The organism is Kitasatospora sp. NPDC090091 (assembly GCF_044747365.1).
GTDB lineage: Bacteria > Actinomycetota > Actinomycetes > Streptomycetales > Streptomycetaceae > Kitasatospora.
Window position 1 is genome coordinate 39,081 of record NZ_JBIVDY010000010.1, and the last position, 14,270, is coordinate 53,350.

Below are 14,270 nucleotides of genomic sequence, written 5' to 3' on the forward strand. Positions count from 1 at the left end.
GGTCCGTCAGGGCTCCTGGCTAGGGTGGCGGGCGTGACCGAGAACACCGCCGCGCGCAAGCGCTCCGACGTCCGCCCGCCCGGCCTCAACGCCGACGAGCCGACCACCCTGCTGACCTTCCTCGACTACCTCCGCGAGGCCGTCATCGGCAAGACCGCGGACCTCTCCGACGAGGACGCCCGGCGCCCCGGCGTCGCCTCCGGCACCAGCCTGCTCTGGCTGGTCCGCCACCTCACCGCGGTCGAACTCAACTGGTTCCTCTGGGCCTACCGCGGCGACGACGTCGAGCCGTGGGACGACGACGCCCCCTCGCCCGGCGGCGAGACCGTCGCGGAGTCGGTCGCCGCCTACCGGGCGGCGATCGCCCGCGCCAACGAGGTCGCCGCCGCGGCCGCCGGCGATCTCGACCGCCCAGGGGTCCGCTCGCTGCGCCCCAACGCCGAGGCCCCCTCGATGCGTTGGCTGCTGGTCCACATGATCGAGGAGACCGGCCGGCACGCCGGCCACGCCGACATCATCCGCGAGCAGCTGGACGGCGCGATCGGGCGCTGACGCCGCGCCACCCGGGGGCGGGTGGCCGGCGCGCTGACGGACAGTGGAATACTCCCCCGCGCACCGCGGTGCCGCCTCGACGGCCGCGCCGCGCGTTTTCCAACAGGGGGATCAGAAGTTCATGTCATCGTCAGCCAGAAACACGGGCCGTTCCGCCGTGCGCGCCACCCGCTCCGCCCGGACCGTCCTCGGGGCCTCGGTCCTCGCCCTCACCCTGCTCGGCACCTCGGCCTGCGGGCCGGACAACGAGGGCTCCGCCGACGCCGCGGCCGCCGCGGCGGCCGCGCCCAACCTCGGACTGCCGGCCAACCTCGACGACCTGAAGAAGTGGAAGTTCGAGGACTGGGAGAAGTGGGCGAAGGACTACGCCCTCCCGGCCGCCGCCAAGGGCTTCTGGACGCTGGAGAAGCTGCTCCAGGCCAAGCCCGACGAGCCGATCGCGCCGCCGGCCGCGCCCGCCCAGCCGTCGCAGCCGGGCCAGCCGCCCGCCCAGCCCGCGCAGCCGTCGCAGCCCGGCAAGCCGTCGGCCCCGGCGCCCGCCACCACCGCGCCGGGCGCCAAGCCGCCGGCCGGCCAGCCGACCACCCCGGCCGCGCCGAAGCCGTCCACCACCCAGCAGCCCGCCTCGCAGGCCCCCGCGCCGCCCAAGTCGCAGCCGCCGGCCCAGCCCGCCCAGCCGCCGGCCGCCCAGCCGTCGCAGCCGGGCCAGGCCCCGGCGCAGCCGCCCGCCCAGCCTGCGCAGCCGCCCGCCGCGCAGCCCTCGCAGCCGGGCCAGCCGCCGGCGCAGCCCGCCCAGCCGGGCGACAACGGCAACGACCCGCTGCCGAAGACCGTCAACGCCCAGCCGGTCCAGCACCCGTACACCAAGTTCGCCGTGCACGGGAAGCTGTTCGCGGACGAGCCGGGCGCCGGTGCGAACGCCGCGGGCGGCCTCAACCACAACCAGTGCTCGGCGACCGTGGTGGCCGACCCGGCCCACCCCGGCAAGAGCAACCTGGTGTGGACCGCCGGCCACTGCGTCCACCAGGGCAAGGGCGGCTCGTTCTACAGCAACATCACCTTCATCCCGGCCTTCAACAGCAGCGCCGCCCTGAGCGGCGGCAAGCAGGCCGACGAGTCCCAGTACGCGCCGTACGGCATCTGGCCCGGGACGCAGGCCGTCACCTCCCCGCAGTGGAAGGCCGAGGGCGGCAAGACCGGTGACGCGGCCACCCACTACGACTTCGCGATCATCCGGGTGAAGCCCGCGGACAACGGCAAGTCGCTGGAGGAGACGGTCGGCGGCGCGCTGCCGGTCTGGTTCAACGCCCCGCGCGACCAGCTCAGCATCTCCGAGTTCGGCTTCCCGGCGGCCCCGCCGTACGACGGCATGGAGCTCAACCACTGCGAGAGCGGCAAGCCGACCCGGCTGTCGTTCGACCCGAGCCGCCCGCCGATGCTGGCGATCGGCTGCACCATGACCGCCGGTTCCAGCGGCGGCGGCTGGCTGGCGGTGAAGGACGGCAAGCCCGCCCTGGTCAGCAACGTCTCGGTCGGCAAGCACACCGGCGACCCGAAGTTCCAGGCCGGCCCGTACCTGGACGACGTGGCCGCGGGTGCGTACGACTTCCTGTCGAAGAAGGGCTGATCCCGGCCCGGCACCGCTGACGCGACCGCCCCCGCACGGAAGCCCGTGCGGGGGCGGTCGTGCGTGCGCCGGCTCAGTCCTCGAACGCCGTCACGTCGAGGGCGCGCAGCTGCTCGGGGTCGGTCAGCACGTCGATGGCCACGATCGCGCCGTCGACCACGGTGAACGCCATGATCGACACCAGCTTGCCGTTGGCGCCGATCACCACGACGCCGGCCGCGCCGTTGATCAGCGCCGGGCGGACGTACGGGGCCAGCGAGCGGTACAGGACCGCCTGGCTCGCCACCGTCCGGGCTCCGGAGAGCACCACGGTCTGCCGGATCCGGCCGACGTCGCCGTCGGCGCGCAGCACGACCTCGGGATCGAGCACCGAGAGCAGCGCCTCCAGGTCCCCGGTCCGGGTGGCGGCGAAGAACGCGTCCACGGCCACCCGCTGCCGGGCGAGGTCCCGGTCGGGCGCCGGCGCCTGCCCCTGGACCTTGCGGCGGGCCCGGCTGGCCAGCTGCCGGGTGGCGGCCGAGGTCTTCTCGATCAGCGGGGCGATCTCCTCGAACGGCACCTGGAACATGTCGTGCAGCACGAACGCCACCCGCTCGGCCGGCGAAAGCGACTCCAGCACCACCATCAGCGCCAGCCCGACCGAGTCCGCGAGCAGCACCTCCTGCTCCGGGTCCACCACGCCCTCGCGCCCGAGCACCGGATCGGGCATCCGCGACTCCAGCGACTCCTCGCGCCGCTGCGCACGGGAGCGCAGCAGGTTCAGGCAGACCCGCCCGACCACCGTGGTGAGCCACCCGCCGAGGTTCTCCACCTCGGAGGTGTCCGTCCGGTCGTAGCGCAGCCAGGCCTCCTGGACGGCGTCCTCGGCCTCGCTGAGCGAGCCCAGCATCCGGTACGCCACGGCGCGCAGATGCGGGCGGTGCTCCTCGAAGAGCCCGGTCCGTACGTCGGCCGGTCCGCCGGCCGGCAATGAATTCCCGATCACCGTGTCACATTCCTCCGTCGCCGCGGGTCACATCTGCAGAACCACGTACTGCAGGACCACGACACCTAACGGCCGAGGCCGGAGATCCACTCCCGGCCGGACGAATCGGAGACGATCATGGTGAACTCCCCGCTCCTCGTGACCGGCGGCACCGGTACCCTCGGCGGCCACGTCCTCCCATTGCTGCGCGCGGCCGGCCGCGATGTCCGGGTGCTCACCCGCACCGCACGCCCGGCCGCCGACGGCGTCACCTACGTGACCGGCGACCTGCTGGGGGACGAGGGGATCGACGCGGCGGTGGCCGGCGTGGGGACGGTGCTGCACCTCGCGGGCGGCGCCAAGGGCGACGACGTCGCCACCCGGAACCTGGTGCGCGCCGCTCGCCGGGCCGGGGTGGAGCACCTGGTTTACATCTCGGTGATCGGGGCGGACCGGCTCCCGCTCGGCTACTTCCGCTCCAAGCTGGGTGCGGAGCAGGCCGTCGCCGACTCCGGCCTGCCGTACACCACGCTGCGCGCGGCCCAGTTCCACGACCTGGCGCTCAAGGTGGCCACCGGGATGGCGAAGCTGCCGGTGGTCCCGGCGCCGGGCGGGATCCGCTGGCAGCCGGTCGACTCGCGCGAGGTGGCGGCCCGGCTGGTCGAGCTGGCCCTGGACGAGCCGGCCGGCCCGGTGCCCGACCTCGCCGGCCCGACCGTCTACCCGATGGCCGAGATGGTCCGCGGCTACCTCCGGGCGAGCGGCCGGCGCCGGCCGATGCTGCCGGTCCGCGTCCCGGGCAAGGTCGGCCGCGCCTACCGGGCCGGCGACAACCTGACCCTGATCGGCGCGCAGACCGGTCGGCGCACCTGGGAGGACTTCCTGGCCGAGCGGGTGGGCTGACGCCGGGACGACGTGAGGGCGGGACCGCGTCGGCCCACCGGGTGCCGCGCCCACCGGGAGCCGGGCCTACCGGGCGCCGGCCGCCGCGGGCCGGGCGGCGCCGGCCGCGGCGACCACGGCCCCGGTGCCGACCACCTTGGCGAACCGCATCGCGTGCAGCACCGTGCTGGTGGCGCGGGCGAGTTCGGCGGCGGGCACGGTGACGCCATCGGGGCCGGTCATGTCGAAGGCGTGCATCGCATCGGCCGGGAAGATCGCGTCGTAGCCGAGGTTGCCGGCCATCCGCGCCGTGGTCTCGTTGCACACGTTGGTGATGATCCCGGTGATGACCACCTGCCGGGCGCCCCGCTGCTGCAGCCACTCGTGCAGGTCCGGCGTGCCGTAGAAGGCGCTGTTCACCTGCTTGGTGATGTGCAGGTCGGACTTGGCCGAGGCGACGAAGTCCTTCAGCTCGTAGCCGGGGGTGCCCGGCACGAGCGGCCCGCCCGCCGAGGCGTGCTGCACGGTGACGATCGGACGGCCGGTGGCCTCCCACACGTCGATCAGCTCGCCGATCCGCTGCTCCGCCTCGGGGTTGTCCCGCTCGCCCCAGAACGCGTAGTCCTCGAAGCCCTTCTGGACGTCGATGACGACCAGAACGGCGTCGGAGTCGATGGTGAGCGGGGCGTCGAATGCGCTGGTGTTCGTCATGCGTCCATCGTGCTGCGGCCGGGGCGCGGGCCGTGAGGGGCGCTGCTGCCACCCATCGATCGAATCCTGCCACCGCGGCGGGCCCACGGCGTAGGTTTGCTGCCATGCGTACGGTGGCTTGCCTGATCTTCGACGGGGTGCGGGCGTTCGACTATGCGGTGATCAACGAGGTCTGGTCGAACCGGTCCACCCGCCCCGGCCTGCCGCCGTTCGACCTGCGGGTGTGCGGGCCCGCCGGGGCCCGGGTGCGGCTGGGCGGCGGGCTGGAACGGGTGCCCGACTTCGGACTGGACGAGCTCACCCGGTGCGACCTGGTCGTCGTCCCGGGCCTGGAGAGCGTCCAGGAGCCGTGCGACCCGGCCGTACTGGCGGCGCTGCGGGCCGCCCACGAGCAGGGGGTGACCGTCGCCTCGCTCTGCGCGGGCGCCTTCGTGCTCGCCGAGGCCGGCCTGCTGGACGGCCGCCGGGCCACCACGCACTGGGCGCTCAGCGCCGAACTCGCCCGCCGGTTCCCGGCGGTGGACGTGCACCCGGAGGTGCTCTTCACCGGCGAGGGCGGCCTCTGGACCTCCGCCGGGGTGGCGGCCGGCATCGACCTCTGCCTGCACCTCGTCCGGGCCGCCCACGGGCAGCAGGCCGCCGCCACCATCGCCCGGGCCATGGTCACCGCGCCCTTCCGCGCGGGCGGGCAGGCCCAGTTCATCCCCTCGCCCGTCCCCGAGGGCGCCGGCCGCGGCGACGACGCCCTGGCCCGGGCCCGCGCCGACGTCCTGGCCGCACTGGACACCCCGTGGACGGTCGCCCGGATGGCCGGGCTGGCACTGATGTCGGAGCGCTCCTTCGCCCGCCGGTTCGTCGAGGCCACCGGGACGACGCCGCTGCGCTGGCTGCTGGAGCAGCGCGTGCTGCTCGCCCAGCGGCTGCTGGAGGAGACCGACCTGCCGGTGGACGCGGTCGCCGTCCGCTGCGGGTTCGGCTCGGCGGTCTCGCTGCGCCCGGCGTTCACCTCGCGGGTCGGCGTCGCCCCGCGGGAGTACCGCCGTACCTTCCGGGGCCGGGAGGCGGGGTAGCGCCGGTCCGGTGGATCAGGCCCGGTCGTGCCCGGCGGCGGCCCGCTCGATGCGGGCGGTCAGGCCGTCCAGCAGGTTGGCCAGGCCGAACTCGAACAGTGCGTCCAGGTCCAGGTCGTAGCCGTCCGGGAGTTCGGCCACCAGCCGGGTGTACGCGGGGAAGCGGCCCGAGGCGATGAGCGCGCCGAGGGCCGGGGTCCGGCTGTCCATCCACTCCTGCTCGGTGAGGCCGGTGGTGGCCTGCGCCTGGGCCTCGCGCTCCAGGTTGACGGCGATCCCCTCGATGTAGCTGTAGAGCAGCACATGGGTGTCCAGCACGGTCGTGGCGTCCAGGCCGTGGCCCTCCAGCGCGGCGAGCGCCCACTCCGCGTGCGCCATCAGGTTGGGCAGCACCAGCGGCCGGGTGACCGGGCTGAGCTGCGCCAGCCAGGGGTGCCGGCGGAACAGCGACCACAGGGTTCGCGCGCCCAGCTCCAGCCGGGCCCGCCAGCCCGCGGGCGGTTCGGCGGGGTAGGCCGCCTCGCCGAAGGCCAGGTCGGCGGTGAGCAGGACGAGCTCGTCCTTGCTGGTGACGTACCGGTACGGGGACATCGCGGAGACGCCGAGCCGGGCCGCGACGGCGCGCATCGAGAGAGCGGCCAGGCCCTCGGCGTCGGCCAGCTCCAGAGCGGCCCGGAGGATCCGCTCGCGGTTCAACTCGCCCTCGGCGGCGGGGGAGCGGTGGGGCTGTCCGGGCGCGGTGTCCGCCGGGGTGCCGGGCGCCGCCGGGGTGCCGGCCGGCGGCCCGGCGGGTGCCGCCACCACGGTGCCGACCCGGGGCAGGGCCTCCACCAGGCCCTCCAGGCGCAGCACGGTGAGCGCCTTGGTGGCGGTGGCCAGTGCGACGCCCCAGTCCTGGGCGATCCGCCGGGTGGAGGGCACCCGCTCGCCGGGCGCGAGCTCCCCGGCGGCGATGCGCCGGCGGAGCTCGGCGGCGATGCGCTGGAAGGGCGGCTCCGTCTCCGGTGCCATGGTGCCGACTCCTCGGAGGGTCGCTGTGTCGCCGGCCGCTCTGTACTGGTCCGTACCGGACCGGCCTGTACTGGCTCAGACCCTACCAGCGCGGATTCGCCCCGCAGCCGCTCGCGCCGCGGCGGCCGGCGGCCCCGGGGACGGCCGGCTCCACGGCCCGGCCTACGGCATGGCCGCCCCGGAGGCGCGGCCGGGCGTGCCGCTCTGGGCGGGTGTGGCGCCCTGGCCGGGGATCGCGTCCGGGGTGGGCGGGCCGGTGAGCAGGGCGCCGGTGTCGGAGTACGGCCAGCCGTTGGGGACGCAGCCGTTCAGGCCCTTGATCTGCTGCTGCATCACCGGTGCCGGGGCGCCCGGACCGGGGCAGTCGACGTGCCCGTTGCCGAGGATGTGGCCGACCTCGTGGTTGACGGCGAGGGCGTGGTAGAGCTCGGGGCGGCCGACGTAGAACTCGGACAGCTCGGTCCAGCGCTTGACGTTGATGACCACCTGGTGGCCGGCGCCGCAGTTCACCCAGCCGCCGGTGTCCAGCCCGTACTGGCCGCATATCCGGTCGGTGGACTTCGGGGTGGCCAGGTAGACGGTGAAGTCCACCGGGTCGGCGGCCACGCGCTGGAAGGACACCTCACCGCCCGCGGCCCAGCCGAGCTTGACGTTCCCGAGGACGGCGTCCACCTCGGCGGCGAACTGCTCGGGCCGTTCGGCGAGCCCGTCCTCCACCCGCACCTTGTAGCGGTAGAGGTGCGCCCCGGTGCCGAACTGGGCGGAGCCGCCGGTGGCGGTGGTGAACTGCAGCGGCTTCGGGCCGGGGGCCTTCTTCTCGCTCCACGGGTGCCACCAGAGCAGGCCGGCCGCCACGGCGGCGACCAGCAGCAGCGCGAGCGCGCCCTTCAACGCCCGGCCCCGGTTCGGCTTCTCCGGCGGGGTCTCTCCTCGGCGGGCCTCTTCCCGGTCTGCTTCCCGGTGCTGGGCCGGCCCCTGTCGGTGGCTGGTGTCGTGGACGGACATGGCGATGGCAACTCCTGGACGTCGGCGATCGGCCTCGGCGGACGATCGGGATCCATCTGAACCACGCTCAGGAAGCGTCGGAGGTTCACTCCTTTTCGTACCGAATCGACCATGAACGCTCCCTTCCGGGCGGCGGCACCGGCCGGAACGCGCGGAATGCTGCGCCTTGTGTACTAGTACAGGTTGGCCCTGTATGCCCTGATGAACTGCTTGCGCGTGCTGAATTTACGTCGTACATTCAGTTCAGCGCTTACGGCGTACAGGCAGAAGTCGGCAATCCGCCCCGACGTGAACCAGCCCGACGTGAACCAGGGAGTCCCCGTGAAGACCGTGCTCATCTCCGGCGGCGGCATCGCCGGCACCGCGCTCGCCCACCTGCTGCGCCGCCAGGGCTTCGCCCCGACCGTGGTGGAGCTCGCCCCCGGCCCGCGCCGCGGCGGCCAGGCGGTCGACATCCGCGGCGTCGCCCTCGACGTGATCGGCCGGATGGGCCTGACCGAGCAGGTCCGCGCAGTGCGCACCCGGATGCGCGGCATGTCCGTGCTCGACGGCGACGGCACCGAGGTGCACCGCTCCACCGAGGAGACCTTCAGCAGCGGCCGGCTCGACAGCGAGGACGTCGAGCTGCTGCGCGAGGACCTGGTCGCGATACTGGCCGAACGCGTCGCGGACGAAGCCGAGTTCGTCTGGGGCGACGCCGTCACCGGGCTGCGGGAGGACGAGCACGGCGTCCACGTCACCTTCCGGCACGCACAGCCCCGCACCTTCGACCTGGTGGTCGGCGCGGACGGCCTGCACTCCCGCGTCCGCCGGCTGGCCTTCGGCCCCGAGGAGCAGTACCTGAACCACCTCGGGATGCACGTCGCCATCTTCGGCGCCGACAACTTCCTCGGCCTGGAGGACTGGCAGGTCTGGCAGCGCGACGGCGACGCCGGTTACGGCATCTACCCGGTGCGCGGCAACAGCGAGTTGCGGGTCACCTTCGGCTGGGCGAGCGAGGAGCCGGCCGTCCGGGACGCCGACGAGGCCAGGGCCCGGGTCGCCGAGCGGATGGCGGCGCTGCGCTGGGAGACGCCCCGGCTGCTGGAGGCGCTGCACCGCGCCCCCGACTTCTACGCCGACGAGATGGCCCAGGTCCGCATGGACCGCTGGTCGGCCGGCCGGGCCGTCCTGGTCGGCGACGCCGGCTACTGCGCCTCCCCGCTCTCCGGGCAGGGCACCAGCCTCGCCCTGGTCGGCGCCCACCTGCTCGCCGACGAGCTCGGCCGGGCCGCGGCCGCCGGCGAGGGCCACCGTGCCGCGTTCGAACGCTACGAGGAGCGGATGCGCCCCTTCGTCGCCCTCAACCAGGCGCTGGCCACCGAGAACCCCGGCGGCCCGGCCTCGGAGGAGTCGGTGGAGAAGGCCAAGAACGCGATCAGCCTGGACCGTTGAGCGCGGGGCGCCGGCCGTGGAGGGGGTCGGCGGGAGTGGTCGGACTCGATCGGGGGACGGGTCCGGCCGGTGAACTAGGCCCGGTCGAGCCGGTTTTCGGGGCGGCGGCCCTCAGCTCCGCCGCCCCGGCCGGGACTTGCGTCGGATGGGGCATCGGCACCCGCACACCGATCGGTTGAGCCAAACCCCACGTTGGGGGGAAGTCGATGCGCGCAGGAGCGGGATGCACCGATCCGGCCGCCCTGTCGCAGGGGCCGGTGACACCCACGAATTGACCCATGATTCTGGCATCAGAATGAACCACAGAAGTGGTCTTTCAGGCTCGTAGAGTAGTGATCACAAGGCCACGGAGGAACACCGAAGTGGCCACTGACCAGGGGAGATTCACTGTGAGCGCCACCGCTGCCAAGCCCGTTCTGACCCGCGCCGCCACCGCCGAGACCACCAGCGACCCGAGCAGCGTGATGACCCTGCTGGCCGACTGCGGCACCGACGGCAGCCCGATCACCAGCTACCGTTCCACCTTCGCCGAGGGCGCCGTCGGCGCGCCGGCCCATTTCCACACCCGGGCCTCGGAGCTGTTCTTCGTCATCGGCGGCTCGCTCCAGGTGCTCGTCGACGAGGAGGTGACCGTCCTCAACGAGGGCGACTTCCTGGTCGTCCCGCCGCACACCCCGCACGCCTTCGCCGCCGCCCCCGGCTCGACCGCCGATGTGCTCTTCACCTTCACCCCCGGCATGCCCCGCTTCGACTACCTGCGCCTGCTCGGCCGGGTGATGCGCGGCGAGGCGAGCCCGCAGGAGATCAAGGACTCCTCCGAGCTGTACGACAACCACTACGTCGACAGCCCGCTCTGGCGCGCCACCCTCGAAGCCGCCGCGAAGTAGTGGCGGACGGGCCCCGGTTCGCCGGGGCCGGCGCCGGCCCCGCGGGAGCAGTCACGCGTGGGCGAAGAGCGTGCTCGCGAGGGCCACGTGCACGGCGGTCCCGCCCAGGATGCTCAGCACCGCGTTGCGCCGCCACAGGTGCAGGCCGAGGGTGGCCGCCAGGGCGAGGAGCGTGGGCGCGGCCCGGAACGGACTGGCGAGGGGCAGCTCGCGCAGCGAGTAGACGGTGAGGATCACCATCACTCCGACCGGCATGCGCACGCTCAGGAAGTGCAGGACGGCACTGGCGCGCAGCGGGGCGAGGGCGGCGAACGGCAGGGCGCGCAGGCCCCAGGTGACGGCGGTCGAGACGCCGATGGCGGCGAGCAGGTAGGGCGTGTCAGGCACGGGCCGGCTCCTTCGCGGTCGGGGCGTCCGGCGTGCGGTGCTTCGCGCGGGCGTACCGGACCAGCAGCCCGGCGGTGAACAGGCCGGTGGCGGCGAGCAGCATCTGACCCGGCAGGACGAAGCGCGCGGCCAGCGCGCAGACCAGGGCCAGCGCCGGGGTGGCGATGTCCCGCCGGGCCCGGTAGGCGTCGACGGTCAGGACGACGAACAGCGCGGTGAGCGCGAAGTCCAGGCCGACCAGGCGGGCGGGCACCAGCGCCCCGAACAGCGCGCCGGCCGTGCCGCCGGCCACCCAGTAGACCTGGCACAGCACCTGGAGCCAGATGATCCGCCGGCCGTTCCAGGAGCGGGCGCCCGCGCCCGTGGTCAGCGCGTAGGCCTCGTCCGTCATGCCGAAGGTGCTGTACGCCTTGCCGAGGCGCCCCTGCACGCGGTGCAGGGGGAACGACAGGGCGTAGAAGACGTGGCGGAAGTTCACCAGGAATGCGGTGAGCGCGATCTGCGCGAGCGGGGTGACGGCGACGACCAGCCCCACGAGCAGGAATTCCAGCGACCCGGCATAGACCAGGGCCGTGAATGCGGTGGCCCACCACCAGTCCAGGCCCGCGTGGACGACGAGCACGCCGAAGGCGATGCCGAGCGGGAACAGGCCCAGCCCCACCGAGCTGGAGTCCCGCAGCGCCGCCACCAGGTCGGCCCGCGGGGCGCGGGTGGGAGTGGGAGTCGGAGCGGGTGGAGGCGGCGTGGGCGGGGAATCGAGGCGCGTGAGCGTCCCGGCGGATGCGGAAGCCATATCGGCAATTCTAGGGAGAATTGCAGGTAATATGGTTTCCAATCATTGCCCTGGAGTCGCAGAATGAGCAACAGAGAAGTGCTGGATGCCATCGATCGTGAAATATTGTTTCATCTGCGCCGCGACGGTCGCCTGACCAACGTCGAGCTGGCCAAGCGGGTCGGGCTCACCCCGCCGCCCTGTCTCCGCCGGGTCAAGCGGCTGGAGGAGGCCGGGATCATCGCGGGCTACCGGGCCCGGATCGACCCGGCGGCCGCGGGCCGCGGCTTCGAGGTGGTGGTCGCGGTCGAGATCGGCGTCAACGACCTGCAGACGGTGGAGGAGTTCGAGTCGACGGTGGCCTCCTACGAGGAGGTCGTCGAGTTCCGGCGGCTCTTCGGCCGGCCGGACTACTTCGTCAGCGTCGCGGTCACCGACCACGCCGCCTACGAGAGCTTCCTCACGACCCGGCTGATGGGGCTGCCGGCCGTCACCCGCGTCGACTCGCACCTGACCATGAAGATCATCAAGAGCGACGGCTGAGGCGGGGCCGGAGTCCCGGTGGACGGCGGGGTGGCGGCGGGCAGCGCCGCCATCCCGCTCGTCCCGTGGGGGGTGTGGGGGTGTGTGCGGGGTGGGGGTCAGGCGTTGGCGCAGATCACGTACACACTGATGCCCACGCTGCTGTAGGCGTTCTGGCGACCGAGGGCGACCCAGCCGCTGCCGTCGGGCGTCGGGAAGCTGCCCACCAGGATGGCGTCGTTGCCCTGCGCCTCGGCGCCGCCGCCGAGGGCCTTCTTACCGGCCGGGCAGTAGACGGTTCGGCGCTGGAAGTTCGGCACGTTGGCATTGGGCAGGGTGACCAGCTGGTAGCCGTCCACGGCCTGGACGGCGGCCGCGTCACGGGCCGGCGAATTGTCGGTGGTCAGGCCGTCCGCGTTGGCCTGCACGGCCCAGCCCGTTCCGACGGCCAGCGCCGCCGCCAACAGGCCCGCCCCCAGAGCGCGCTTGCTCCGCAGCATCATGTGTCCCCATTCGTATCGGCGAGTCCGCCGATACGGACCCGTGCCGAATGGGGCATCGGTCGTGGACGGATGGTGGGTTGAGCCAAACCCCACCTTGGAGGGAACGTGCTGCGCACGGTGGCGCGAAGTGCGCCGGTCGGCGCCGCCCGCCGTCAGACCGCGACGGCCGCCCGGGTCGCGTCCAGGGCCGGTTCGGCGAGGCCGGCCGCGGGGGCGATCAGCGCCCAGACGAACTTGCCGACCCCACCCGCTCGCGGGCAGCAACCCCAGCGCTCGGCCAGCTCGTTGACGAGGAAGAGGCCGCGGCCGCGCTCGTCGTCGGAGGAGGAGCCTCGGGCGGTGGCCCGGCCGCTGCCCGCATCGTGCACCTCGATGCGCAGGCGACCGGAGGTCAGCGCGAACCGGACCTCGACCAGCCGGTCCGGCGGTGCGTCGCTGTGCTGGACGGCGTTGGCGAAGAGCTCGCCGAGGAGCAACTCGGAGATGTCGGCGTAGTGCTCGCCCTGCGGCATGCCGGCGAGGTAGGCGCGGAGGAGGAGCCGGGCGAGCGGGGTGGAGTCGGGCCGCGAGCGCAGCCGGGCGGCGAACTCGCGGGGCCGGCGGTGGGTGCAGTGCGTGGGCATGGCGGGGCAGCCTCCGGGGTGTCAAAGGTGACGGGTGGCGGGGGGAGCGGAAGCGGCTCGCAGCAGGGGCGCACACCTCACGCTGCGCAGGCAGACGATCGCGTTCCGGTCTCAATCATCGGCCCCCAGAGGTACGGTGACGGCCGATTGGCAGTGCATGGCACATCCGGCACGTGAGGGAGTCGGCATGTCACACCGGCGCGCGAAGCAGGGGCCGACGGCGAGCTCTGCCGTGATGTTCGGCGAGGAGCTGCGCTTCTACCGCGAGATGCTGGGCTACACGCAGGAGGAGCTGGGCAAGCTGCTCCATTGCAATCGGACCAACATCACCCGGTACGAGAGCGGCAAGCGGCGCATGCCGGCCGACTCGGTCGAGGACGCCGACCGGGTGCTGAAGACGGGCGGCCTGCTGAAGCGACTCTGGGACCGGGTCGACTGGGAGGCCGAAGTCGAGCACCCGGACTGGTTCCGGGACCACGCGGACATGGAGGCCGAAGCGGTCGCGGTCCGGGTGTTCCAGCACTCAGTGATTCACGGACTGCTTCAGTGTCCCGAGTATGCCCGCGCGGTGTTCGAGGTCAGCGATGCGGCGGGCGTGCCAGAGGTGATCGCCGAGCGGACTGCTGCTCGACTCGGTAGGCAGAAGCGCTTCCTCGATCCCGATGGGCCCCTGCTGCTCGTCATCCTCGACGAGAGTGCAGTTCGAACGGTCTTCGGTGGTGCTGGCGTGATGAGGCGCCAGATGGAGCACCTACTCGCGGTGTCACAGCTTCCCAACGTCATCATCCAGGTCGCGCCGTTTGCCTACCGGTCGGCGATCATCGACAAGTCCATGGTGCTGTTGGAGATGCCTGACGGGCAGAACTGGGTCTACTCGGAGAGCCTTGATCGGGGGCATCCCAGCGACGTAGCGGCCGTCGTGGCCGGGCATCGGCGGAGCTATGATCGCCTGCGTGGGGACGTTCTCTCGGTGGGCGCCTCGCGTGCGCTGATCGCTGATGCGCTGGAGGGGTTCAGGGGTGACGAGGAGCGAGCTCGACACTGTCGTCTGGCGGAAGAGCAGTCACAGCGGCGGCAACGGCGGCGACTGCATCGAAGTGGCCCCCGGATTCCCCGGCGTCGTTCCGGTGCGTGACTCCAAGGACCCCGAGGGTCCGGCCCTCCTCTTCTCCTCCTCTGCCTGGGAGTCCTTCCTCGCCGCCGTCCGGGCCGGCGACTTCTCCTGACCGATCGCGTTCCGCCACTCACCGTCCCGCCCGGACACTTTCGACCACTCTCGGTCACGGCCTGGTGCCCTCCGTAACCGAACCGATACCGTCG

The 14,270-nt window shown here is 73.1% G+C and carries 17 protein-coding genes; 9 read left to right on the forward strand and 8 right to left on the reverse strand.

All coding sequences use genetic code 11. The features are described from left to right. Positions 1–33 precede the first annotated feature (33 nt). Together ACIPSC_RS18750 and ACIPSC_RS18755 are read left to right on the forward strand one after the other, a co-directional pair. Positions 34–552 (forward strand): DinB family protein, encoded by a 519-nt coding sequence (locus tag ACIPSC_RS18750; protein ID WP_400826890.1) that lies wholly within the window; start codon positions 34–36, stop codon positions 550–552. A 157-nt stretch (positions 553–709) separates the two neighbouring features. Further along, complete coding sequence (locus ACIPSC_RS18755; protein WP_400826891.1) at positions 710–2,179, forward strand: hypothetical protein; 1,470 nt, start codon at positions 710–712, stop codon at positions 2,177–2,179. 73 nt (positions 2,180–2,252) lie between these two features. Here ACIPSC_RS18755 and sigJ read toward each other — a convergent pair whose 3' ends face one another. Beyond that, on the reverse strand, positions 2,253–3,164 hold the full coding sequence (gene sigJ / locus ACIPSC_RS18760) for an RNA polymerase sigma factor SigJ (protein ID WP_400826892.1): 912 nt from the start codon (positions 3,162–3,164) through the stop codon (positions 2,253–2,255). A 117-nt stretch (positions 3,165–3,281) separates the two neighbouring features. On the opposite strand from sigJ, the gene ACIPSC_RS18765 reads away from it, so the two are divergent. Continuing rightward, complete coding sequence (locus ACIPSC_RS18765) at positions 3,282–4,046, forward strand: SDR family oxidoreductase (protein WP_400826893.1); 765 nt, start codon at positions 3,282–3,284, stop codon at positions 4,044–4,046. Positions 4,047–4,112: 66 nt separating this feature from the next. On the opposite strand, the gene ACIPSC_RS18770 is transcribed toward ACIPSC_RS18765, so the two are convergent. Beyond that, positions 4,113–4,736, reverse strand: a complete 624-nt coding sequence (locus tag ACIPSC_RS18770) for a cysteine hydrolase family protein (protein WP_400826894.1) — start codon at positions 4,734–4,736, stop codon at positions 4,113–4,115. Positions 4,737–4,840: 104 nt separating this feature from the next. Between ACIPSC_RS18770 and ACIPSC_RS18775 the strand changes: the two genes are divergently transcribed. After that, on the forward strand, positions 4,841–5,806 hold the full coding sequence (locus ACIPSC_RS18775) for a GlxA family transcriptional regulator (RefSeq protein WP_400826895.1): 966 nt from the start codon (positions 4,841–4,843) through the stop codon (positions 5,804–5,806). Positions 5,807–5,821: 15 nt separating this feature from the next. Here ACIPSC_RS18775 and ACIPSC_RS18780 read toward each other — a convergent pair whose 3' ends face one another. Both ACIPSC_RS18780 and ACIPSC_RS18785 read right to left on the reverse strand, forming a co-directional pair. Next, the gene (locus ACIPSC_RS18780; RefSeq protein WP_400826896.1) at positions 5,822–6,817 is read right to left on the reverse strand and encodes a TetR/AcrR family transcriptional regulator C-terminal domain-containing protein; all 996 of its coding nucleotides are present in this window, start codon (positions 6,815–6,817) and stop codon (positions 5,822–5,824) included. 162 nt (positions 6,818–6,979) lie between these two features. Then, entirely contained in the window at positions 6,980–7,822 is an 843-nt protein-coding gene (locus tag ACIPSC_RS18785; protein ID WP_400826897.1) for a DUF3152 domain-containing protein, read from the reverse strand. Between the two features lie 321 nt (positions 7,823–8,143). On the opposite strand from ACIPSC_RS18785, the gene ACIPSC_RS18790 reads away from it, so the two are divergent. Both ACIPSC_RS18790 and ACIPSC_RS18795 read left to right on the forward strand, forming a co-directional pair. Then, positions 8,144–9,256: an FAD-dependent monooxygenase gene (locus ACIPSC_RS18790; protein ID WP_400826898.1), complete on the forward strand. Its 1,113-nt coding sequence runs from the start codon at positions 8,144–8,146 to the stop codon at positions 9,254–9,256. Between the two features lie 389 nt (positions 9,257–9,645). Beyond that, positions 9,646–10,143 carry a cupin domain-containing protein gene (locus ACIPSC_RS18795; RefSeq protein ID WP_400826899.1) on the forward strand — a complete coding sequence of 166 codons (498 nt, stop codon included), beginning with the start codon at positions 9,646–9,648 and terminating at the stop codon, positions 10,141–10,143. A 51-nt stretch (positions 10,144–10,194) separates the two neighbouring features. Here ACIPSC_RS18795 and ACIPSC_RS18800 read toward each other — a convergent pair whose 3' ends face one another. After that, positions 10,195–10,530 (reverse strand): branched-chain amino acid transporter permease, encoded by a 336-nt coding sequence (locus ACIPSC_RS18800; RefSeq protein WP_400826901.1) that lies wholly within the window; start codon positions 10,528–10,530, stop codon positions 10,195–10,197. Continuing rightward, complete coding sequence (locus ACIPSC_RS18805) at positions 10,523–11,323, reverse strand: AzlC family ABC transporter permease (protein ID WP_400826902.1); 801 nt, start codon at positions 11,321–11,323, stop codon at positions 10,523–10,525. Before ACIPSC_RS18805 ends, ACIPSC_RS18800 begins: the two co-directional genes overlap by 8 nt. 63 nt (positions 11,324–11,386) lie before the next feature. On the opposite strand from ACIPSC_RS18805, the gene ACIPSC_RS18810 reads away from it, so the two are divergent. Beyond that, positions 11,387–11,845 (forward strand): Lrp/AsnC family transcriptional regulator, encoded by a 459-nt coding sequence (locus ACIPSC_RS18810; RefSeq protein ID WP_400826904.1) that lies wholly within the window; start codon positions 11,387–11,389, stop codon positions 11,843–11,845. Between the two features lie 98 nt (positions 11,846–11,943). On the opposite strand, the gene ACIPSC_RS18815 is transcribed toward ACIPSC_RS18810, so the two are convergent. Next, positions 11,944–12,327 carry a hypothetical protein gene (locus tag ACIPSC_RS18815; RefSeq protein ID WP_400826905.1) on the reverse strand — a complete coding sequence of 128 codons (384 nt, stop codon included), beginning with the start codon at positions 12,325–12,327 and terminating at the stop codon, positions 11,944–11,946. A gap of 152 nt (positions 12,328–12,479) precedes the next feature. Beyond that, positions 12,480–12,950, reverse strand: a complete 471-nt coding sequence (locus ACIPSC_RS18820; RefSeq protein ID WP_400826907.1) for an ATP-binding protein — start codon at positions 12,948–12,950, stop codon at positions 12,480–12,482. 187 nt (positions 12,951–13,137) lie between these two features. Between ACIPSC_RS18820 and ACIPSC_RS18825 the strand changes: the two genes are divergently transcribed. Beyond that, positions 13,138–14,085, forward strand: coding sequence for a helix-turn-helix domain-containing protein (locus ACIPSC_RS18825; RefSeq protein ID WP_400826909.1), 948 nt, complete (start codon positions 13,138–13,140; stop codon positions 14,083–14,085). Next, the gene (locus ACIPSC_RS18830) at positions 14,048–14,176 is read left to right on the forward strand and encodes a DUF397 domain-containing protein (protein WP_400826910.1); all 129 of its coding nucleotides are present in this window, start codon (positions 14,048–14,050) and stop codon (positions 14,174–14,176) included. The genes ACIPSC_RS18825 and ACIPSC_RS18830 overlap by 38 nt, the downstream gene beginning before the upstream one ends. Positions 14,177–14,270: the final 94 nt, after the last annotated feature.